Annotated in this window: 21 protein-coding genes; 9 read left to right on the forward strand and 12 right to left on the reverse strand. The window is 68.4% G+C overall.

The features are described from left to right. Positions 1 to 166: 166 nt before the first annotated feature. Positions 167 to 1,531, reverse strand: coding sequence for a cryptochrome/photolyase family protein (locus F1734_RS02455; protein ID WP_203011318.1), 1,365 nt, complete (start codon positions 1,529 to 1,531; stop codon positions 167 to 169). A 68-nt stretch (positions 1,532 to 1,599) separates the two neighbouring features. Here F1734_RS02455 and F1734_RS02460 point away from each other — a divergent pair, with 68 nt between their 5' ends. Beyond that, positions 1,600 to 1,824, forward strand: a complete 225-nt coding sequence (locus F1734_RS02460) for an RNA-binding S4 domain-containing protein (RefSeq protein WP_010595516.1) — start codon at positions 1,600 to 1,602, stop codon at positions 1,822 to 1,824. A 64-nt stretch (positions 1,825 to 1,888) separates the two neighbouring features. On the opposite strand, the gene F1734_RS02465 is transcribed toward F1734_RS02460, so the two are convergent. The 4 genes from F1734_RS02465 to rraA all read right to left on the reverse strand — a co-directional run bounded on the left by F1734_RS02465 (position 1,889) and on the right by rraA (position 3,775). Beyond that, positions 1,889 to 2,095 (reverse strand): hypothetical protein, encoded by a 207-nt coding sequence (locus F1734_RS02465; RefSeq protein ID WP_010595517.1) that lies wholly within the window; start codon positions 2,093 to 2,095, stop codon positions 1,889 to 1,891. 131 nt (positions 2,096 to 2,226) lie between these two features. Next, the gene (locus tag F1734_RS02470) at positions 2,227 to 2,646 is read right to left on the reverse strand and encodes a hypothetical protein (protein WP_010595518.1); all 420 of its coding nucleotides are present in this window, start codon (positions 2,644 to 2,646) and stop codon (positions 2,227 to 2,229) included. Between the two features lie 97 nt (positions 2,647 to 2,743). Then, positions 2,744 to 3,268 carry an acyl-CoA thioesterase gene (locus F1734_RS02475; RefSeq protein WP_010595519.1) on the reverse strand — a complete coding sequence of 175 codons (525 nt, stop codon included), beginning with the start codon at positions 3,266 to 3,268 and terminating at the stop codon, positions 2,744 to 2,746. Positions 3,269 to 3,280: 12 nt separating this feature from the next. Continuing rightward, positions 3,281 to 3,775, reverse strand: coding sequence for a ribonuclease E activity regulator RraA (rraA, locus tag F1734_RS02480; protein WP_010595520.1), 495 nt, complete (start codon positions 3,773 to 3,775; stop codon positions 3,281 to 3,283). Positions 3,776 to 3,921: 146 nt separating this feature from the next. Between rraA and F1734_RS02485 the strand changes: the two genes are divergently transcribed. Next, a complete protein-coding gene (locus tag F1734_RS02485; RefSeq protein WP_026137856.1) occupies positions 3,922 to 4,674 on the forward strand; it encodes a FadR/GntR family transcriptional regulator in 753 nt (250 codons plus the stop codon). 123 nt (positions 4,675 to 4,797) lie between these two features. Here F1734_RS02485 and F1734_RS02490 read toward each other — a convergent pair whose 3' ends face one another. After that, positions 4,798 to 5,175: a DUF5313 family protein gene (locus F1734_RS02490; RefSeq protein WP_064066384.1), complete on the reverse strand. Its 378-nt coding sequence runs from the start codon at positions 5,173 to 5,175 to the stop codon at positions 4,798 to 4,800. Between the two features lie 19 nt (positions 5,176 to 5,194). Further along, complete coding sequence (locus F1734_RS02495; protein ID WP_203011319.1) at positions 5,195 to 7,033, reverse strand: AMP-dependent synthetase/ligase; 1,839 nt, start codon at positions 7,031 to 7,033, stop codon at positions 5,195 to 5,197. 575 nt (positions 7,034 to 7,608) lie between these two features. Between F1734_RS02495 and F1734_RS02500 the strand changes: the two genes are divergently transcribed. The 7 genes from F1734_RS02500 (at position 7,609) to F1734_RS02530 (ending at position 16,726) form a co-directional block, all read left to right on the forward strand. Further along, positions 7,609 to 8,364 (forward strand): TnsA-like heteromeric transposase endonuclease subunit, encoded by a 756-nt coding sequence (locus F1734_RS02500; protein ID WP_203011320.1) that lies wholly within the window; start codon positions 7,609 to 7,611, stop codon positions 8,362 to 8,364. Beyond that, positions 8,354 to 10,441 (forward strand): Mu transposase C-terminal domain-containing protein, encoded by a 2,088-nt coding sequence (locus tag F1734_RS02505; RefSeq protein WP_203011321.1) that lies wholly within the window; start codon positions 8,354 to 8,356, stop codon positions 10,439 to 10,441. Before F1734_RS02500 ends, F1734_RS02505 begins: the two co-directional genes overlap by 11 nt. Further along, positions 10,432 to 11,460 carry an ATP-binding protein gene (locus F1734_RS02510; RefSeq protein WP_203011322.1) on the forward strand — a complete coding sequence of 343 codons (1,029 nt, stop codon included), beginning with the start codon at positions 10,432 to 10,434 and terminating at the stop codon, positions 11,458 to 11,460. The genes F1734_RS02505 and F1734_RS02510 overlap by 10 nt, the downstream gene beginning before the upstream one ends. After that, positions 11,457 to 12,347, forward strand: a complete 891-nt coding sequence (locus tag F1734_RS02515) for a TniQ family protein (RefSeq protein WP_203011323.1) — start codon at positions 11,457 to 11,459, stop codon at positions 12,345 to 12,347. Before F1734_RS02510 ends, F1734_RS02515 begins: the two co-directional genes overlap by 4 nt. 597 nt (positions 12,348 to 12,944) lie before the next feature. Then, the gene (locus F1734_RS02520; RefSeq protein ID WP_238424084.1) at positions 12,945 to 14,123 is read left to right on the forward strand and encodes a site-specific integrase; all 1,179 of its coding nucleotides are present in this window, start codon (positions 12,945 to 12,947) and stop codon (positions 14,121 to 14,123) included. A 3-nt stretch (positions 14,124 to 14,126) separates the two neighbouring features. Continuing rightward, the gene (locus tag F1734_RS02525; RefSeq protein ID WP_006934770.1) at positions 14,127 to 15,140 is read left to right on the forward strand and encodes a hypothetical protein; all 1,014 of its coding nucleotides are present in this window, start codon (positions 14,127 to 14,129) and stop codon (positions 15,138 to 15,140) included. Between the two features lie 131 nt (positions 15,141 to 15,271). Further along, entirely contained in the window at positions 15,272 to 16,726 is a 1,455-nt protein-coding gene (locus F1734_RS02530; protein ID WP_064066381.1) for a plasmid pRiA4b ORF-3 family protein, read from the forward strand. Between the two features lie 415 nt (positions 16,727 to 17,141). Here the strand turns inward: F1734_RS02530 and F1734_RS02535 are convergent, their stop codons facing one another. The 5 genes from F1734_RS02535 to F1734_RS02555 form a co-directional block, all read right to left on the reverse strand. Next, entirely contained in the window at positions 17,142 to 17,870 is a 729-nt protein-coding gene (locus F1734_RS02535; protein WP_064066380.1) for a hypothetical protein, read from the reverse strand. Next, a complete protein-coding gene (locus tag F1734_RS02540; protein WP_064066379.1) occupies positions 17,870 to 18,076 on the reverse strand; it encodes a hypothetical protein in 207 nt (68 codons plus the stop codon). Before F1734_RS02540 ends, F1734_RS02535 begins: the two co-directional genes overlap by 1 nt. Positions 18,077 to 18,395: 319 nt before the next feature. Continuing rightward, on the reverse strand, positions 18,396 to 19,022 hold the full coding sequence (locus F1734_RS02545; RefSeq protein ID WP_230811266.1) for a PIN domain-containing protein: 627 nt from the start codon (positions 19,020 to 19,022) through the stop codon (positions 18,396 to 18,398). Between the two features lie 57 nt (positions 19,023 to 19,079). Further along, entirely contained in the window at positions 19,080 to 19,490 is a 411-nt protein-coding gene (locus F1734_RS02550; protein ID WP_064066409.1) for a helix-turn-helix domain-containing protein, read from the reverse strand. Positions 19,491 to 19,756: 266 nt separating this feature from the next. Continuing rightward, positions 19,757 to 20,716 carry a recombinase family protein gene (locus tag F1734_RS02555; protein ID WP_064066377.1) on the reverse strand — a complete coding sequence of 320 codons (960 nt, stop codon included), beginning with the start codon at positions 20,714 to 20,716 and terminating at the stop codon, positions 19,757 to 19,759. Positions 20,717 to 20,864 lie beyond the last annotated feature (148 nt).

Consider the following 20,864-nt stretch of genomic DNA (forward strand, 5'->3'; position numbering starts at 1 on the left):
CTGGGGATCATGTTGATCAGGATGGTGTAGGCGTTCACCAGAGGAGTGTGGATTGCCATGAACGCTGTCTCGACGAGTTCTCGCACGGTGGTGTTCCTCTCGGTTGTCCGTCCGGGACGGGCGTTCCGTCCCCTCGGTATTCGGAGTAGCGCGCGACCCGGATGGGTCAGCCTTTTCCGGCGATCCGCCCGTACCGGTCGAGCGCTACCTGTCTCTCGTGGGCGTGGTCGACGATCGGCTCCGGGTACCCGTCCGGCGGACCGTCCGGGAGCCGGTGCACGCGTTTGCCGTTCACACCTCGCAGCTCGGGTACCCAGCGGCGCACGTATTCACCCGTCGGATCGAACTTTTCCCCCTGCGTGATCGGGTTGAACACCCGGAAGTAGGGCGCGGCGTCGGTTCCGCTGCCGGCGGTCCACTGCCACCCGTGCTGGTTCGAGGCCAGGTCGCCGTCGACGAGCCGGTCCATGAAGTGCCGGGCACCCCACCACCACGGCAGATGCAGGTCCTTGGCGAGGAAGGACGCGACGATCATGCGGAGCCGGTTGTGCATCCAGCCCTCAGCGAGCAGCTGCCGCATGCCCGCGTCGACGATGGGGAAGCCGGTCCGGCCCTGCTGCCATGCGGCGAAGTTGCGTTCGGCGTCGGGTCCGCTGTCGTAGGCGATGTCGTCGAAGCGGCGGTTGTAGTTGCGGCGGGCCGTGTCGGGCCGGTGGTGCAGCACGTCCGCGTAGAAGTCGCGCCAGGCCAGTTCGCTGCGCAGGCGGTTCGCGCCCGCGCTGCGGTCGGAGCGCACGTCGTGCAGGAGGGTGCGCGGATGGATGCACCCGAATTTCAGGTACGGCGAGAGGCGGCTGGTGCGATCGAGGTCGGGCCGGTCCCGGTCGGTGTCGTAGTGCGGCAGGTCGTCGTCGCGGAACTCGTGCCAGCGGTGCAGCGCGGCGGCTTCCCCGGCGGGTGGCAGCGTGGTGCCGTCGAGATCGTCGTCGGCGGGGATCGCTACGCGCGCGTCGAGATCGCCGGGGTCGATCCACTCGACGGTGCCGGCGTCGGTGGCGGCGGGTGCGCGCCAGCCGTGTTCGTGCCACGCCCGCTGGAAGGGGGTGAACACCTTGTAGGGGGTGTCGTCGGCCTTGCGGATGCGTCCGGGCGCGACGGCGTAGGGCGAGCCGGTGCGCAGCAGCGGGACGTCGCCGAGCGCCCGCTCGACGGCCTCGTCGCGGCGGGTGCCGTAGGGCCCGTGGTCGGCACTGACGTGCACCGCGTCGGCGTCGAGCTCCCGGGCCAGCGCCGGGACGACCGTGGCGGGGTCGCCTTGGGTGACGAGCAGACGTCCGCCGAGATCCTCGTCGAGGGTGCGCAGGCACCGCATCAGGAAGGTGCGGCGCGGGGACCCGGAGGGACGCAGCAGCGATTCGTCGAGCACGAACAGTGCGAGAGCACGGTCGGTGGAGTCGGCGACGGACAGCAGGGTGGGCAGGTCCCGCAGCCGCAGGTCGCGGCGGAACCAGACGATACCGGGGCGGCTCACCCGTCCAGTGTGCGGGAGAACGGGCCCGGGCGGGCGGGTAGCTGTCGGCCCGGTGAGAGACTGGCCCCATGTCCGACGTGTTCGAGGTGCCCATCCGCGACGAGTCCATCCGGCTCGGTCAATTCCTCAAGCTGGCGAGCCTGATCGAGTCCGGCGCCGAGGCGAAGGAAGTGATCGCCGAGGGGCTCGTCAGCGTCAACGGCGAGGTGGAGGTGCGGCGTGGGCGGCAGCTGCACGTCGGGGACGTCGTGGAGATCGGGACCGCCGCCGCGCGCGTGACGTCGGGGGCGTGAGCCCCGAGGTGACGGCGGTACGACTACAGCTGCCGTCTCCGGAATCCTCGAACCCCTGCGATTTTCAGGGGAGCTGCCGCACCTGCTTGCCGAGGGCGAACAGGCGGTGCGCGAGCCTCATGACGGGAATGCCCAGCGGAATCAGGATGATCGTCACGCACAGCACCCCGCCGACGAGCCACACCACCGCCGCGAGGAGTCCCACCACCGCGCCGAGCACGGCCGTGAGGATCCCCAGCACCGCATTGAGCAGGCCCTTCAGCGCTCGCATGACGACCTCCTGGTTATCAGTGTGCGCGCATACGGGCCGGGGCGCACCCGTTTTCGGTCGACCTCGCCGCACCGGACCGGCCGGCAGCCGATGCCCGGGTGCGGGAGACGGACGCCGTCCCGGATGTGTTGTCAGCCGGTCTCGTCCGTGTCCTTGTCCCCGTGGTCCTTCTCCTCGCGCCGGTCCAGGATCCCGGCGGTGACGCCGTACGGCAGGAAGCGCACCGATCGGCGCGGGTCGGTGTTGTTCTTGTGCGCGCGCAGCGCCTCGAGTTCGGTGGGGAAGACCTGCTCGACGCGGGCGGTCCCGTCGTCGTCGAGCGTGTAGATCACCCACACACCGTCGCCGGTCTCGCCGGCGGTGGGCGGTGCCGGGCGGGTGCGGGGTGCGCCCGCGAGGTCGGGGAAGATGCTCGCCCACGGGATTCCGGCGTCCGGTTGCTCGACGAGCCGGCCGATCTTGGCGGCCAGATCGCGCAGCCCCTCCCCGGCGTCGCGGAAGACACGGTCGAGGTCCTCCGGGTCGAATCCGAACGGGTTGTTCTCGCCCATGAGGGCCTCCTGAGGTCGCGGGCCGCGCGTGCGGCCGTGATTCCTCCAGTGTGGGCACTGTCGCCGGACCGCGCCACCATCCCGGTGTGGCGCGACCTCAGGAGGCGTGCGCCGCGCGGACGTTCTGCGACCAGTCGTGCACCCAGGCGGGCAGGTCGGGCAGGTCGGTGAGGGCGGGGAACGCCTGCGCGACGGTGTCCGGCGGGACGGAGCGGCCGTCGCGATCGAGCACGCGGAGTCCGATCACGGCCCGGGCACTGCTCGCCCCGTCCACCGTCACGTGCTGTTCGACGTACAGGTTCCTGGCGTCGGTACCGAGGAGGCGGGTCGCCACGTCGAACTGCTGCCGATGCCGCAGCGACCGGTGGTAGGTCGCCGTCTGGACGACGACGACCGTCTGCCACCGGTGTCGGCGGAGGGCCTGCCAGAGTCCGGTGCGGACGAACAACTCGAACCGGCCGAGGTCGAGAATGGTGAGGTACCGGCCGTTGTTCATGTGCATCGCCGCGTCGAGGTCGGCGACGGCCACGCGGAACGGAGTGTGCACCGTCTCGTGCGGCCGGACCGGATCCGCCTTGCGGGCGCGAAGAAATGTCCGCGCCGTACGCAGCGCCATGAGCATGCCGGCCCCCGGTCAGTTCTCGGCGCGGACGACGATGCCGTCGTGGTCGCTGTAGAGCATCTCGCCGGGGTTGAAGGTGACGCCGCCGAACTCCACCGGCACGTTCTTCTCGCCGGACCCCGTCTGGGTGCTCTTGCGCGGGTTGGTGCCGAGTGCCTTGATGCCGATCCCCAGGGTGCGCAGGATCGCCGAGTCCCGGACCGCGCCGTTGACGACGACACCGGCCCAGCCGTTGTCGACGCCGCGGCCGGCGATGATGTCGCCGACGAGAGCGGTGTGCACGCTGGCGTCGCCGTCGACGACGAGGACACCGCCGTTGCCGGGCTCGCTCAGGGTCTGCTTGACGAGCAGGTTGTCCTGGAAGCAGCGGATGGTGGTGATCCGGCCGGCGAAGACCTCGTGGCCGCCGAACTGGATGAACTGCGTGTCGCAGCTGCGGATGTCGGGGCCGATCTCGTCGGCGAGGTCGGCGGTGGCCGGAACGTCGTGGGTGGAGGGTTCGCTCATGTCGCCGAGAGTAGTAGGAGAACGCCGTCCGGTCGGCGCGGGGCGGATACCGGCAGATCATCTGCCTGTTTGAGTTCCAAACGGGTAGATTCTTGTATCCTAAGAGCCATCGGGGCTGGGATGGATTTCGCACACAGGACGGTCAAATGCCACTCGACGGAAGCTCGACGGTTGTTCGCGTGCCCAAGGCAGGTGAGCTGATCGCCGCGAGCCTGCGCCGGCAGATCATCACCGGGGAACTGCACGCCGGCGAGCCGTTGCCGAACGAGGCCGCGCTCATGGAACGCTTCGGCGTTTCCCGTCCCACGCTGCGGGAGGCCTTCCGCATCCTGGAGTCGGAAGGCATCATCACCGTCCTGCGCGGCGCCCACGGCGGCGCCCGCGTGCAGGCACCGGACGGCTCGACCGCCGCCCGCTACACCGGCCTGCTGCTGCAGTACCGGGGAGTCCCGCTCGCCGACGTGTACCGCGCCCGCACCGAACTCGAGGTGGACGGCGTCGGCCTGCTCGCCGCCGCCCCGGCCGGGCGGATCGACACGCTCGCCGAACTGGTCGAGCGGGGCGAGGGCCTCCTCGGCGACCCCGCGGCCTTCGCCAGGTACGACACCGAGGTGCACCGGGCGGTGATGGAACTGGCCGGCAACCAGACGATGGCGGCCCTCGCGGGGATGCTGCTCGACATCATGGACGCCCACAACGCGCTGTATCTCTCCACGCGCGCCGATGCGGCGGATCGTCCCGAGGCGGCGGTGGCGTTGCGCGCCAACCGCAAGCTCGTCACACTGCTGCGCGAAGGCGATTCCGAAGCGGCACAAGCATTCTGGCGCAGGCACCTCGACAGCGTCGAGCAGTACATGACGGGTGATTCGGCGACCACCCTCGTCGAGGTCCTGTCCTAGCCGAGCCGCCGAAGCGGGGGAACTCGCGGCGAGCGGGCGGTTGTCGCGCCGACGTGCGAGTGAGATCGACGGAAACCACCCGTTCGGCGGCGGAACCTCCCGCTCGGCTCGATCTGTGCCGGATCAGCGCCCGAATCGCCGCTCGTACTCGTCGCGTTCGCGATCGGCCCGCACGCGCGCCTTCTCGCCGAGCAGGTTCGGGTCCAGACCGTGCTGCTCCAGACGGTGCCGCCGCCAGATCTGCATCAGGGCGATCGCGAAGTACACCAGGGGGATGAACAGCAGCGCCATCATCGCCAGCGGCACCCACACCGGCCCGGGGATGAGCAGGAACAGCGCGAGGAACGGCACGATCGGCAGGGTGAACCGCACGAGGTACCGCACCGTCGCGCCGGGGCCGACGAGGTCGTTGCGGACCCAGTCCCGAAGGGAGTCGGGGAGCGTGCGGCCGAACAGGTATCCGACGTACTGGGGGAAACTCGGTCGCGCACTACTCGTCATGCCACCGAGGATAGGCCGCTCATCCGTACAACCCGCTGAGCCGGTCGGAGAAGTTGTCGATGACGATCTTGCGACGCAGCTTCATGCTCGGCGTGAGGTCCCCGGCCTCCACCGACAGCTCGCGGTCGATGATGGTGAACTTCTTGACCTGCTCCCACCGGTTGAGCTGATCGTTGAGCTGATCGATATAGCCGCCGATCAGGTCGCGGGTCTTCTCGTCGTGCGCGATCTCCTCGAACGACTTGCCGCCCAGGCCGTTCTTCTCGGCCCACTCGTGGATCGCCTCGGGATCGAGGCCCACCAGGGCCACGCAGTACGGCTGGCCCTCGCCGTGGACGATGATCTCGCTCGCATAGGGGCACAGACCCTTGAAGGTCGCGGCGATGGCGGACGGCGCGACGTACTTGCCCTGTGACGTCTTGAACATGTCCTTCTTGCGGTCGGTGATCCGCAGGAACCCGTCGGAGTCGACCTCGCCGATGTCCCCGGTGTGGAACCAGCCGTCGTCCTCGAACGCCTCGGCGTCCGCGTCGGGACGATCGTGGTAACCGCTCATCACACCGGGACCCTTGATGAGGATCTCCCCGTCCTCCGCGATCTTGACCTCGGTCTCCGGGAAGGGCCAGCCGACCGTGCCGAAACGGTACGCGAGCGGCCGGTTGAGGAACGACGCGGCGGAGGTCTCCGACAGTCCGTAGCCTTCGAGGACGATGATGCCGACGGCATCGAACCACTGTGCGACGTCGCGGTCCAGCGGAGCGGACCCGGAGACGAAGAACCGCAGCCGGCCGCCGAACCGCTCCCGGATCTTGGTGAAGACGAGCTTGTCGGCGAGCTTGTACTGCAGCCGGTCCAGCGGCGACGGGTTGCGGTCCTCCTGCTTGGCCTTCGAGACCCGTGTTCCGACCCCCACGGCCCAGTCGAAGATCTTCTTCTTGGCGCCGCCCTCCTCCGCCATCATCGCCTCGATGCGCGCGTGGGCCTTCTCGAACACGCGTGGCGCCGCGCCCATGAAGGTCGGCTGCACCACGGCGAGGTTCTCCACGATCTTCTCGACCCGGCCGTCGATGGCGGTGGGCATGCCCACCTGCAGGGGCAGGCTCAGCAGCACCTTGCCGAACACGTGCGACAGGGGCAACCACAGGTACTGCAGGTCGTCCGGACCGAGAATGCCGAGGGCATCGACAGCGGCGGCGGTGTACGTCCACGCCGAGTGCGGCAGCCGCACGCCCTTCGGCTTGCCGGTGGTGCCGGACGTGTAGATGAGGGTGGCGAGGTGATCCGGCCGGATCTCCCGGACCCGGTCCTCGACGACGTTCGGCGACTCCGCGATCAGCTGCCGACCGCGCTCCTCGAGGTCGGCCAGGGTGATCACCCAGTTCCCGTCGCCGGGGCCGTCGATCACGACCACCTGCTGCACGTCCGGTAGCTGTGCACGCTGCTCGACGAGCTTGTCGACCTGTGTCCTGTCCTCGGCGACGACCACGCGGCTGCCCGAGTTGGACACGATGAACCCGACGTCGGGAGCCTTGGTGGTGGGGTAGACCGTCGTGGTCGCAGCGCCCGCGCACATCACCGCGAGGTCGACGATCACCCACTCGTACCGGGTCGACGACGCCAGCGCGATCCGGTCCTCGGGCTCGATGCCGAGCGCGATCAACCCGGCCGCCAGCAGACGGACGCGGTCACCGACCTGCTGCCAGGTCACGCTCTCCCACCCGTCGTCCTTCGGGAACCGGAACGCCTCCGTGCCGGGGCTGGCCGCAATTCGGTCGAGGAAGAGCTGAGCCACCGACGGTGCCCGCTTCTCGATCTTCGAGTGGTCGACCGGCTCGTCGGAGATTCGCAGCGCTGTCATACCCCGAGTCTAGAAAGGCCGCACGCACCGCGGGGAGGGTTTGGGCTGTTCACTCCGGCTTCCGGCCCACGCTTACCGCGCCTGCCGGTGCTGTCGGGCGTGGGCGGGAGCCGCGGCCGCCCGCAGCACCCGCGGTGCGCGCCGGGCGGTGCGGCGCCCGGTCCGGTCGAGCACGGACAGGTCGAGGGACCGGCGCGCGATCGGCGTCGGTCCGTGATCGCGTCGGTGAGCCGCACCCACTGCGCGACGAACCTCGCGGCTGTCTCGCCGGGGTCGTGGCCTGGGGGCACCGTCCGCCTGCGGGGGACGATGAAGACACTTCTGCATTCGGTCTAGGTTTACGGCTTACAGATGGTGACGAAAATTGCCATTTACGCAGCTATCGCCGAGAATCCCGAGGTGAGCGTGCTTTCCCGCGCAGAGACTCTGTCGGTGTCCTTGTCCACGTTGTCGGTGCGATGTCCGAGATAGGTGTCGCATCCGGAAGGCGTCGTCCGAGATAGTTGTCGCACGCTGTGCGACACGCGGTGTCGGTTGCACGGTTCGGGGGCGTCCTGTCGTTTAGTGTCGAATCCATGCAGGCGGCCGCGGCGGCTCCTGTGCGAGTCGTCGAACGCATCACGTACTTGCCGGCGGAGGGCGAGCCGGTGTCCGCTGGGCTCGGCTTCGACTGGGATGCGCAGCCGCTGGAAGTGGCGTCGCCGATCAGGCGGATCGCCTCGTACAAAGGGCAGAAGAACTACGCCGGGCTCTGGTGGTGTGCCACCACGAATCGTCACGTGGAGTACGAGTCGTGGGTGGAGCGGGATTTTGTGATCAGCGCCGATCACGATCGTGCGGTTGTCGGGATGGCAGCCCAGCCCTTTCGGCTGGATTTCGTCATCGACGGCGAAGCCTGCTCTCACGTCCCGGACTTCTTCCTCCGATATGACGATGGGCGTGGGGACGTGGTCGATGTGCGTCCGGATGCTCTGATCGGGCCCGGGGATCGGGTTGTGTTCGGCGAGACCGCTCGGGTGTGCGAACAGGTCGGCTGGAGCTATCGCCGCGTCGGTGAACTCCCACCGGTGCGGCTGTCGAACCTGCGTTGGCTCGCCGGATACCGCCATCGACGCGTTTTCGACGTGGACGTGGGCCGGGAACTGGTAACCCTGGTGCGCGGACAGGGTCAGGTCTCGATAGGGGAGTTGGCGAGTCGGGTCGGCCATCCTGTTGCGGTCCTGCCGAGCCTGTTTCACCTGCTGTGGACGCACGCGTTGCAGACGCGGTTGGACGAGCTGCTGCTGTCGACCGAATCGATGGTCACGGAGAACCTCTGTCATGGCCGGTAGACCGCCGGGTGCCCTCCAGCTGGGTGACCATGTGCGCTTCCGGGACGGTCTGTACGAGATCGCCGGACTCGACGGCGAGATCGTCTTTCTGACCGTGCGCGACGGAGCCGGCGCGATGCGGGTGGCGATCAAACTAACGGCTCTGCTGGCAGACCCGACCTTCGAGCCGGTCGCCACCACATTCCGGCGGCGTCGCATCCGACCGCACTACTTCGAGGCCCTGCCGGTGACGGTCCGCGAGCGGGCCTGTCGGCTCGAGCGACACGTTACCGAGGTTGTCGATGGAGTCCCGATCGACGCGGCGCCCGGAACGTCGCCGCGCCGGGGATACGACGTCACGAGCACCTCGCTGCGGGAACGGGAGATCACGAAGATCGCCGAACTCGCCGCGGACGGGGAGCACATGGTACTGAGGGTGTTTCAGCGATACCGGCAACGGTATGAGCGTGAGGGGATTGCGGGGCTCATCGACCGCCGGGCGATCCGCGAAGATCCTGTTACCGGCCGCACCGATCCCCGCTACCTGGCCGCGCTCGAGGAGGTCCTCGCCGAGAACGTCCATTCCTCGTCGGGCACCGCGGCTCGACTCCGGCGTGAAGTCGAGAAGAGGGTGGTGGCAGCGCATGGAGCGGGGGCCGTACCGCTGATTTCACATCAAACGTTCAACAGGCTGCTCAGGCGTCTGCGGGAAGGTCGCCACGCCACCGGGTCCGCTCGCACCCGGCGCACCCTCGACAGGCAACCGCAGGCGCCGTTCGGGACGGTCGTGGCTACCCGGCCAGGAGAGTGGATGCAGATCGACTCGACCCCCTTCGATGTCGCAGTGCGCCTCGACGAGGATCTGGCCGGGCGGGTCGAGCTGACCGCGTTGGTGGATGTCGCGACCCGCACGATCGCCGCTGCGGTCCTGCGTCCGACGACCAAGGCGGTGGACGCGTCCCTGCTGCTGGCGAAGGCGATGACCCCGGAGCCGATGCGTCCCGGCTGGCCGCAGGCGGTGTCGATGGCGTACTCGGCGCTGCCGTACCGGGTGATGCGCTCGATCGATGCCCGGCTCGAGAATGCCGCGGCCCGGCCGGTGATCATGCCCGAGACCATCGTCTACGACCACGGCAGCGTGTACCTGTCGTCGACCTTCCGCAGCGCCTGTCACGGATTCGGGATCAATGCGCAGCCCGCCCACCCGGACACTCCCACCGACAAGCCGATCATCGAACGCACCCTGGGATCGGTGAAAACGCTATTCGCCCAGTATGTTACGGGCTATCTGGGTGCGTCGATCGAACACCGCGGCACCGGCGCCGACGAGCGGGCTGTGTTCTCCCTGATCGAGCTACAGGATCTGCTCGACGAATGGATCCTCACCCACTGGCAGAACCGCCCACACGACGGACTGCGTGACCCGCTGAACCCGCAGCGGGTGCTGACCCCGAACGAGAAGTACGCGGCCCTGCTCACCGTCGCCGGCTACGTGCCCACCCCCTTGTCCGGGGACGACTACATCGCGCTGCTGCCGTCGACTCCTCGGGTGATCAACTCCTACGGCATCAAGATCAACCACCGGGTCTACGACAGCGACGAGCTCAACGGCTATCGCGGCCAACATTCGGGCCCGAAACCCTTGGGCAAGCGGTGGGAGGTGCACTACGACCCGTACGACGTGACCCGGGTCTGGGTGCGCAACCACCGCGACGGCGGGTTCATCGTTGCCTACTGGCGGCAACTGCACGCCATGCCGCAGCCGTTCGGTGACACCGCGTGGGAGCATGCCCGCAGGATCGTCGCCGAGCGAGGCGCGAGCACACCGTCGGAGGAGACGATCAAAGCCGCCGTCGACGACCTACTCGACCGGGCCGGACCGGCACCGCCGGCCCGGTCCGCCACGAGGAGCCGGGCCCCGACCGCGAGGGACAAGCGGGTAGCGGCTCGCACTCGAGCCACCACCGGCGAGATGCCACCGATACCCGGATCCCCGCCGCCGGCGGCGACGATGTTCGCACCCGAAGACGAGGACATCGCCGACATCGTCCCGCTGCCCGTCTTCGATGCCGACAGGCAGTCCCGCACATGGTGGTAGCAGCATCGGCCGACGAGGGGCAGCTCGATCCCCGTCAGCTCCCCTCGGTGACACTCGAAGGATGGCGAGAATTCGTCGACGCCGCACCCGCCACCTGCACCCTCCTCGACGCCCACGTCCGGGACGCGCTCTCATCCGCGCAGCGGACGGCATACGACGACCGGCGCATCGCCTACCACTCGGAACTGGTGATCATCGAAACCTCCACCGTCCGTCACCTCACCCACCAGGGGCGGTTGCTGACGCTGCTCAACCAACGCGAATGCGGCGCCCGTCGCGCCCTGATCGTCTCCGGTCCGTGGGCCAGCGGCAAGACGACCGGCATCAAACTGCTCGGCAAGGTCCACGAGCAGAACGTCCGCCGCAAATACCCGGGCCAGGACCGCATCCCGGTCGTGTACATCACGACCCCACCGAAAGGGTCCCCACGCAAACTCGCCTCCGAGTTCGCGCACTTTCTCGGCATCCCCGACAAACCCCGCCACAACACCACCGACATCGCCGACGCGGTCTGCCGGGTACTCACCGAGGCCCGCACCGACCTGGTCATCGTCGACGAGATCCACAACCTGAACCTGGCCACCAGCGTCGGCGAGGACATGTCCGATCACCTGAAATACTTCACCGAGCACATGCCCGCGACCTTCATCTACGCCGGCATCAACGTCGAACGCTCCGGCCTGTTCACCGGGGTGCGGGGGCAACAGATCTCCGCCCGCTCGGTACTGGTACGCACCGGACCGTTTCCTTACGACCGCGAATGGAAATCGCTCGTCGCCTCCCTCGAATCCGCATTGCGACTCCACTCCCACCCACCCGGCACACTCACCCGCAACGCGAAATACCTGCACCAACGCACCGGTGGATCGATCAGCAGCCTCTCGCACCTGGTCCGCGTGGCAGCGATCGGCGCGATCCTCTCCGGGGACGAGGCCATCACCCGCGGCACACTCGACGAGACCATCATCGACCACGCCGCAGAGACCGCGACCTCCCACCGCACCGACATCCACCCATGATGTCCCCGGCGGCCCGCTACTGCTTCTTGCCCCGTCTGCCGCGCCGCGTCGCCCCGTTCCCCAGTGAGCATCTGTCGAGCTATCTGCACCGACTCGGCGAGGCAAACGGCCTGCCGGGTCACGAACTCGGCAACCACGTCACGAACACCGGCATCGCGGGCCGGCAGGCCGTCCACGACCTCACCGGCCTACCGGAGCGAACGCTGGTCTTCGCCCTCCCCGAACTTCGCACGGCCGACGACATCACCAACTATCCGGAACTGCGAGGAAGCCCGGCGGCGGTCGGCGCGGCGAACTCCTGCCCGTGCTGTGCACGTCGGCACGGCCTCACCCGAGCGGTGCACGTGTGGGCCACTCACGAGCAGGTACTGTGCCAGCGACACCGGGTCTGGACCGGCGGGCCCATACTGACCTGTACGGATCGATCGCCGCGGATCGACATCACCGCCCTTCCCGACATTCTCCGGGCGCACCGACACCACCACCGACTGATCGCACGCTTCGGCCGCGAGCCGGTTCGCCGCGCGTTCGAGGATGCATCCTCCATCGTCCACGAGTGGCACAACCTGCTGCCGTGGCCGTTTCGACCCGTCCACGCTCGGTTGGAAGTTCTCGAGCCCAACCCCAACCGGTGGTATCTGACCGCAGCGATCTGCCGGGCAGCCGAATACCCGATTGTCGTTGCGCTCACGACGTCTTTGGCTGACACCGCGTGGCGGAATCGGGTGCTCACGATGGAGTCACCCGGTCAACAGGATGCGATCGGGGGTCTCATCGAGTCCGTCACCGACGGCGCAGTCCCAGCCGGCGTGTTCGATTCGCTGCTCACGCGGTACATCAGGCATCGTCCCGGTGCCCGGACTCGACCCGCCGAAACGGTGGGCTGATTCGACGATGTGCGACAACTAACTTGGACGATTCGATCCTGCGGCCGTCCAACCAAGTTGTCGCATCGCAGCTCAGGTAACGCGTTCTGCGTCAGATAGATTGAGCGAGGACAGTCGGAGCCGTCCGGTACTGTTCCCACCCGTGGAGCACCAGCCGAAACCCGCCGACGGAGGCCAGCTCGCGGTACCCGGGACCCCGGCGGGGCCCGCTGTCGGTTCCCGATCGAAGTGGCGGATTCCCATGAGAAGTGGCGGGTCGGTGGCGGGTTCCCACCTGAAGTGGCGAAGATGTTCGGTGCCGACTGCTGCTTCTGAGCTCCGAGACGATGCGAGTGCCTGGGGTAATTCCTGTTTCAAGGTGGAGTTCGTGATGTTGTCCGGTGACCGGCGGAGGCTGCCGTGGCAGTCGCTTCCGCAGGTCGTCATGGGGATCGGCTGGTCGACACCCGCTACTACGCCGCAGGGGCGACCAGCACCAAGCCCAGCACCGAGACACCTACAGATTCACCTACCGAAGCCACAGCCAGGACCGCCACGCGCACGAACCCACCCCCCCCCGACCAGAAATCCGCCACTTCAGACGGGAATCAATTACAGATGGCAGCACGGACCCCGAATGGCGAGCCGCAGTTCAACGAGGATCAGCCTCGCCACACCAGACGGGACCTGACACCCGCGCTGCCGGACATCACGGCGACGACTGCCTCCCGGATCGCGGAGTCGGTGGCGTCGGCGCGGGCCGCCGGGACCCGCCGCACCTACGCCTCCGCGTGGCGGGCCTTCACCACCTGGTGCGCGCGCGAGGGCCACACCGCGGTGCCGGCGCACCCGGTCACCGTCGCTGCCTACCTCGTCGCCTGCGCCGACACCGTCACCGAGGCGGGGGAGCGGGCCTACGCCCCGGCGACCCTGGCGCATCGCCTCGCCGCGATCGCCCACCACCACCGCCAGAGCGGGCACCCGACTCCCACCGGCGACGACCTGGTAAAAGCGACCATGTCCGGCATCCGCCGCGGTTACGCCACCACGGGGGAGCGGCCGCGCAGCCCGCGGGCGCCGCTGCTCACCGCCGACATCGTGGCGATCGTCGACAAGGCCCGCGCCGACTGCCAGGGCTGGGCGGACGAGGTGGTCGAACGCCGCGACACCGCCCTCCTGCTGCTCGGCTTCGCCGGGGCGTTCCGCCGCAGCGAACTCGTCGCCCTGAACTGCAGCGACGTGTCCCTGCACCGGCTCGACGGCCTGCACATCAAACTCCGCAAGTCGAAGACCGACCAGGAGGGCCGCGGCACCGTCCGGGCCCTGCCCTTCACGCACAGCCACACCAGCTGCCCGCCGTGCGCGTGGCTGCGGTGGGCCCAGGTGATCGCCGCCCACGATGCGGGTGGCCGGCCCGCGGTGATCCGGCTGCTGCGGGGTGCGGAGCCGTTCGACGCGCACGTGTGCCGCGGCACCCGCCCCCGCACCACCTCGGGGGCGCCGCTGCTGCGGGCGATCCGTAAGAACGGCAACCTCTCCGACACCGCCTTGTCGGGGGCGGCGGTGCACCACGCGATCCGCCGCCGCGCCGAGTCGGCCGGCTACGACCCCGAGATCGTGAAGCAGCTCGGGGGGCATTCGCTGCGGGCCGGGTTCGTCACCCAGGCCTTCCGCAACGGCGCCTCCGCGCACGCGATCATGCGCCAGACCGGGCACACCACCCCCGCCATGCTCGAGGTCTACGCCCGCGAACACGCACCCCTCTTGGGCAACGCTGTCACCAATCTGGGGCTGTGAGCGATGACCAGCACCGACACCTCCCCGCGGCGACCCGACGACATCCACGACACGGAGCGTGGGCTGCGGGTCCCGGCGCGGTACCGCCACGACTGGGCCCTGTTTACGGACTGGTGCGCTGCCGCCGATCGGTCGCCGATTCCGGCCAGTCCTGACACGCTCGCGCTGTTCCTGCACGAACACCCCGCCGTGGCGGCGACCCAGCGACGCCGACTCTCGGCGATCAATGCCGTCCATACCCGGCACGGCTACCCGGCCCCGGGGCGGACCGAGACGGTGCGCCGGCACCTCGACGCCGCTCGTGCTCAACGCCTCGATCGGCTCGGATGCCTTCTGATACAGCGAGCGCATGAGCTACCCACCGAGGGCTGGCCGAGCGGACTGTTCGGCCGTCGCGACGCCCTCCTGCTGGTTCTTGCCGCGACCGGGATGACCTTCACCGACATCACCCGCCTGCGCCGCCGCGACCTCCGCCTCGACGGGAACACCCTGGTGGTCACGACCCGCGCTGGTGAACGCTTCCCGATCGCACCGGATCCCGAGGCCGGGGACAATCCCGCGGTTGGGATCTACCGGCGGTGGGCAGAGATTCAGGCGTTTCTCGACCAGTACCCGGGCACGCACCTGCTGCGCCATCACCTCACCAACCCGACCGCGATCGTCACCGATCCGTTCGATGCGGAGCAGGCCCGCCAGCCGCTGCTGTGTCCGATCGACCGCTGGGGACACCTCCCGCACGCGCAGTCGATGACTCCGCAGGCGGTGTCGATGCTGGTGCGGGCGCACCTGTCCGGCCGCGCCCCGGTGCGCAGGGCGCTGCCCGTCTCGCCACAGGGTGCCATCGACGCCTGCGTCGAGCCGGAGATCAACCTCGATCCCGGCTACTACGACCGTGGTGTCGCCGCCCGGCGCCGTGACCATGAGAGCCTCGACGATCTGTCCGATCTGTTCGACGACATCGAGGCACGGGCCGAGGCGCTGCTCGACGATCTCATCGGCGTGCTGGAAACCGGGTGAAAGCCCCGGCCCGGCCCGGTCGGGCCCCGCCGCCGTGGCGGGGCCGGCACCGGGATGGGGCGGTGCCTGTCGGCACGGCGTCGTCGGGCCTATGCGTGGAGAGGTGCCCGGCCGGTGGTTCACTGGGGATCGTGACGGCTTCGGATGATGCACGCCGGCGCGCCGACGAGCTGATCGCCGCGCTGAGCCCGCAGGAACAACAGGCGATGGTGGAGGCGTTGCGCGCCGGCAGCGCCCGGGACTGGCTCGACGAGTTGCTGCGCACACCGGAACCGGTGGTCGGTCAGGTACCGGATCGGGTCCGGGGTGTGCGGGTGCGGGTGGATCTGCTCGGCGCCAAGCCGCCGGTGTGGCGGCGGCTCGAGCTGCCCGGGGATCTGACCCTCGACCGGCTGCACACGGTGCTCCAGGCCGCGATGGGCTGGCTCGACTGCCATCTGCATCGCTTCCGCACCGGCAACGACTCCCGCGCCCCCTATTTCGTGACCGCCTTCGACGTCGAGGACGGCGAGGACGGGATCCTTGAGGACACCGTGCGGCTCGATCAGCTGCTCACCGAATCCGGTGATCGCCTCTGGTACGACTACGACTTCGGTGACGGATGGGCTCACGTGGTGCAGGTCGAAGCGGTCCTCGACGAACCCCCCACCACGGTGCGTTGCACCACCGGCCGCAATGCCTGCCCACCGGAGGACTGCGGCGGCATCTGGGGCTATGCGGACCTGGCGGCCTGGGTGCGCGGAGGCTGCGATCCGGTGGCGGTCCCGGCGCCGTTCGACACCGCCGACGATGCCCGCGACTGGCTGCCGCTCGACTGGCATCCGGACCGGTTCGATCCCGCCGAGGCCACCGCCGCGATCGCCGCGGCGATCACCCCACCGGTTGCGGTGCCCGCCGAGCTCGCCGCCCTGCGCACCCGACTCGAACTCCACGGCGATCCGGCGTTGACCCTCCTGCTGGAACACGCCACCACCGGGGCGGTGATCGAGGTCGGCGAGGCGGAGGCCGCGCAGCTGCTCGAGCCGTATCTGCTGTTGCTCGAGGCGATCGGTGACGGGGTGCAGCTGACCGCTGCCGGCTACCTGCCCCCGGCGCTGGTCGGGCACCTCGCCGAACGGACCGGCGTGACCGGATGGTGGATCGGCGCCGCCAATCGTGAAGACCTGACCGTCCCGGTGGCCCGGTTGCGGGCCAGCGCGCGCACCCTCGGCCTGATCGGGGTGCGCACAGGGCGCCTGGCCCCGACGGCCGTGGCCCGCCGATACCGCCACCGGCCCCTGGCGTTGTGGCAGCACCTGATCTCCCGGCTACCGGTGGGCAGGACCGACTTCGACCGGCAGGCCGGCTGGATCACCGCCGCGGTGATCGCCGGCGGGGCGCCTGCCGAGCACTGGCACACCGAGATCGCCGCCCTGCTGCAGGCACTGGGCTGGCGCAGCCAGGGCAGGAGCTCTCTTACTCCTGCCGCGGTCGTCAATCCCACCCTCGAGGTGTTCGACATCCTCGCCGGCACCACCCGTGGCGGTCGGCCCACCGGCCGCCACCCCGCCGTGGCCGCTACCGCCCGCGCCGTCATCACCCCCTGACCCCTCGACGACGACACGCGGCCCGGTAGGGAATAGCCACACCGGACCGGCATGCAGCACGGGTAACCAGGACCGAGAACCAAGCATCACCGCAGGTGACTGTCCTCTCCGGCGTGCTCTTGAGTGTCCTGCTCGAGGATCGTCAACAGCACACACTCGGTTGGGGTCTCATCTCCAGGCAGAAGCCAACTCTCATCGAGATGATCGGCCGGTGCGCCCCCGCACACGAGTGCAGCCACTGAACGCCGCACCCAGGTCGCGCCGGCGGGCGGCGGTGGCCGGCCGGGTGTCCCGGAACCGCTCGGGGCCCCTACGGAGTTAATCCGGAGAAGACCCCCATGAGAAGTAGATCCGGCCCTGCGAGAACCAATCGCAGGGCCGGATCTACACCTACAGGGGGCAATGCGACCTGGTGTCAGGCAACCTCGTCGCGCCAGAGAGCGACGATGTCGGGGCGCAGGGCGCCAGCGCCGGTGAACCGAGGTCGGCTTCCGCGGTTGATCTGGGCGCAGTAGTCGGCCAGGTGGTTGGCGTTCTGTGCGCGCCAACCGTGGCCCAGCGCCCAGGACTGAATCGCTTCCGCAGGAAGCTCGTATCCCGCATCGTGCAGCGCGAGCAGCGCGCTGACGACATCGCGCTTCTCGTAGCCGGCCTTGATCGTGTTGCTGTGGTTGATGAGCAGTGTGATGCTCTCCATCCCTCGAACAACGACCGGGTCGAGACCCTGACCCGCAGAAGTGGTCAACTGCCAGTCGCGGCCGTCGCCGAGGATCTCCGCGTCAACGGCCCGCACCCACCCGGCAAGGCGCTCGGGCACCCACGGCACGATGCACATGGCTGTCGGCCTACCGATCGGCATTTTGGCCAGGTCCTCGGTGTCCTGCCACATTCCGAGTACCGGGCCCTCGTACCAGCCCGAGGAGAACCGACCCCGGGACGTCCCGACGAGGACGTCTGGATGGCGTGAGATGGCCTCCACCTGGCGATCGTTGCGGATGTTGCTCTTCTGCGGAGTCCACAACAGGATCTTCTGCCCCGGCTGCTTGCGCTGGCGCACCCAACGGAAGGCGCGCTCGATGGCAGTCGGGTCTGCCGAACTGCTGTTGGTGACCGCGCAAGGGTAGTCGGGTTGCTTCTCGAACATCACTTGCTCCGCCTGTTGTACGGCGACTGGTTGGTCGGCTTCAGGCTGACGCCGAGATCGGATGCATGCGTACGGACGGCATCCTCGGTGCGTCCGAGCTTGAGTCCCATCACGCGGGTCGGGGTGTTCTGATCGGCGAGCCGACGCAACTGCTGATCGTCGTTGCTGGTCCATGCCTTGCCGTGGTTGCTGGGGTTCTTGCTCATGGCGTTGCTCCCTCCTCAAGAGAGCGTGCGACTGACAGCCAAAACGAGCCGACGCACCGTTCCCACCGGAGTTCACCCCATCTGGGGTAGTGCCTGGTGCAGTGCGTTACCGTGACCTAACAAGGCTCCAATCTTGTGCAGGCCCTGGCCTGTCGGCTCACCCCGACGGTCGGGGCTTTGCTGTCGACGCGTATCCCGCGGAACCTCGACCCGACCGCCACAACATGTAGGCGAATCACATCGATGTCACCACTAGATGTTCTTACGCTATCGGGGCACACCGACATCTCTTCCACACAGCAACGGGATGTCGTCCCCCTCAATCGTCCTCGGGTGTTTGGGTGAGGGCCCGAGCAACGGCAGGTGCCTGCATCATCTCGCGGATCGCGGCAGCGAATTTCGGGGCCTGAGCGGCCTCGAGACGGGCGGCGAGGTTGAACGGCCTGCCGAGCCGGCGGTAGTACCCGATCTGGTCGAGCAACGCTTCGCGGACCGTGGCGATCGCGTCCCGGTGGACGAGCATCAGGAAGTCGTCCGGGGTGTACACCTCGTAGTCGAGGCGCTCGTCGTTGGCCGCGGCGAAGTCGTGGAATCCGCGATCATTGGTCAGGACGTACTGGACACCACCATGCTCTGCGGCGGCATGCAGATGCGCGTCGTACTCGTCGGTGTACGCGAGGTCCGGGTCGATCTCGTATCCGGCGATCCGGCCGTGTTCGGCGACGATGTCGACGATCTTGTCCCGCACTCCCCCGATCTGACGATCGGAGAAGTGCGGGTGGTTCTTCCGCAGGTGGTAGACCAACTCCGCCAAGATGTCCTCGGTCCAGCGCAGGTGGAACAGCGGCGGACCGGACCTGGTGGCCAACAGGCAGATCCAGTCCCGCAGCGTCCGCGAATACAGCACGTTCGCGTCCGGCAGCACGTTCGGAACTCGTGAACTCACCCGAGTGACAATAGGCGCCGGCACCGACCACCCTGTCACACCACCGGTCTCGGACCGTCAGTAGTCCAGGCCCTCCGCCTCTTCGAAGTCACGCAACTGCTGCAGCGCCGCCCGTTGCCGCTCACGCAGCCGATCCCGGTAGGCGAGAACATCGGAGGTGTTCAGTCGGGTGTGGGTGCCGACCTTGTGCGCAACGATCTGACCATCCCGGACCAGTTTCATCAACGTCGGCCGCGAGATGCCGAGCAGATCCGCCGCCGACGTAGTGGTCAGCTCCTGCGGCATCGACCCAATCGTCACCGTGCCACCGGCGGCGACGATCCTCACCACCTCAGCGAGAACCCCTGCCAGCTCAGCCGGTACCACCGACCGCAGAGCTGTGGGGTCGAACGCCCCGGCCTGCGCCACCTGATCGGATGTCACCGTCAGGGTCGTCTTCCCGACGCCACTGTCGATCACCGCGTTCATCGTCTCGGACCTCCCTGCTGTCTGCACCGACCGTAACCCGATTTCACTTACAAGTGCAACATCGTTTTCTGGTGGACAGTCCACCCCGAAGTGCGCGACCACAAACCAGCTCTTCCCGGATCGGGAACACTGACGGCGGTTTCCACAGGCCGATCGGACCGTTGCCGAACACGCAATCCAGCACCGGCAGCACATGCCCACCGGGGTGGAGTAGCCACGCTCCGGCTCGCTCGCCTACCGGCCGAACTCACCGACGACACGACCGGTCAGGAGTGGAGACTGCACACCGGATTCGTGCCGGTGGCCCAGCCTCGCATTTCGAGCCACCGCAGAACCGCAGCAGGCAGCTCCCCTCCGACGTCGATGCCGCTGATCAGCGGCCCCACCCCGCAGCGCGTGCAACTGACCGCCACGACCTGCTCGTGGGGCTGACAGTGCGCACAATGCCGACACTCACGCACCTGCCCGCCGGGGTCGAGATGCAGCCAGACGGTGTCGAGATCGTCGAGATGCGGAATCATCTCGCGGCGCGTTTCCGGCCGGTACCCGCAGGTCGGGCACTCGAGCCGGTCCCCGGATCCGGCTGCCGTATCGGGCTCGGCCGAAACCGTCGGGGTGTGGGCGGGCGGAATCGGAGCGGCGGTGACCGGATCGGCCGGTCGCGCAGGCAGGTGCCGGTAGAGGGTCGAACGGGTCAACCCGGTCTTCGCGACGATCTCTGCGACCGTGGCGCCGCCGTCCCGAAGCTGGATGGCGTAGGCCAGTTGCGCTTCGGACACCACCGAGGGCCGGCCGATCCGGCGTCCTTGCGCCGTGGCCACCGCCCGAGCGTGCGCGGCCCGCTCGAGACTGTAGGTGCGTTCCATCTGCCCGAACAGCGCCAGCAGCACCACCGCCAACTGCGCCATCGGATCGTCCGTATCCGACGAGTCGATCCGGATCGGATCGGCGAGGTTACGTACCCCGACCCCGCGCTCGCGCAGGTCGTGGATCAGGTTCAGCGTGTCCCGCACGGTGCGGCCCAATCGGTCGAGGGTGTGCACCACGATGATGTCCCCGTCGCGGGCGTACTCAAGCAGCGCCACCAGGCCCGGTCTGTCGGTGGTGGCCCCGGATTTCTTGTCGACGTAGATGCGCTGCGGGTCCACCCCCGCTGTGGTGAGTGCGTCGATCTGTCGGTCGAGGTCCTGTCTGGTCGTCGACACCCGCGCATAGCCCAGTTCCATGCGCCGGAGAGTATCGAAAGTTGTGTCCGTACCATGATTTCGACACGCAGTTATGGGATTAACTTTTGAGACGCGCTTTCCCGATCTTCTCGACAGTTCGACGCGTGAGCATGGGCTGTCTCAATACCAAGGAACTGGGACGGTCGTG

The sequence above is a fragment of the Rhodococcus ruber genome (assembly GCF_016804345.1).
GTDB lineage: Bacteria > Actinomycetota > Actinomycetes > Mycobacteriales > Mycobacteriaceae > Rhodococcus > Rhodococcus ruber.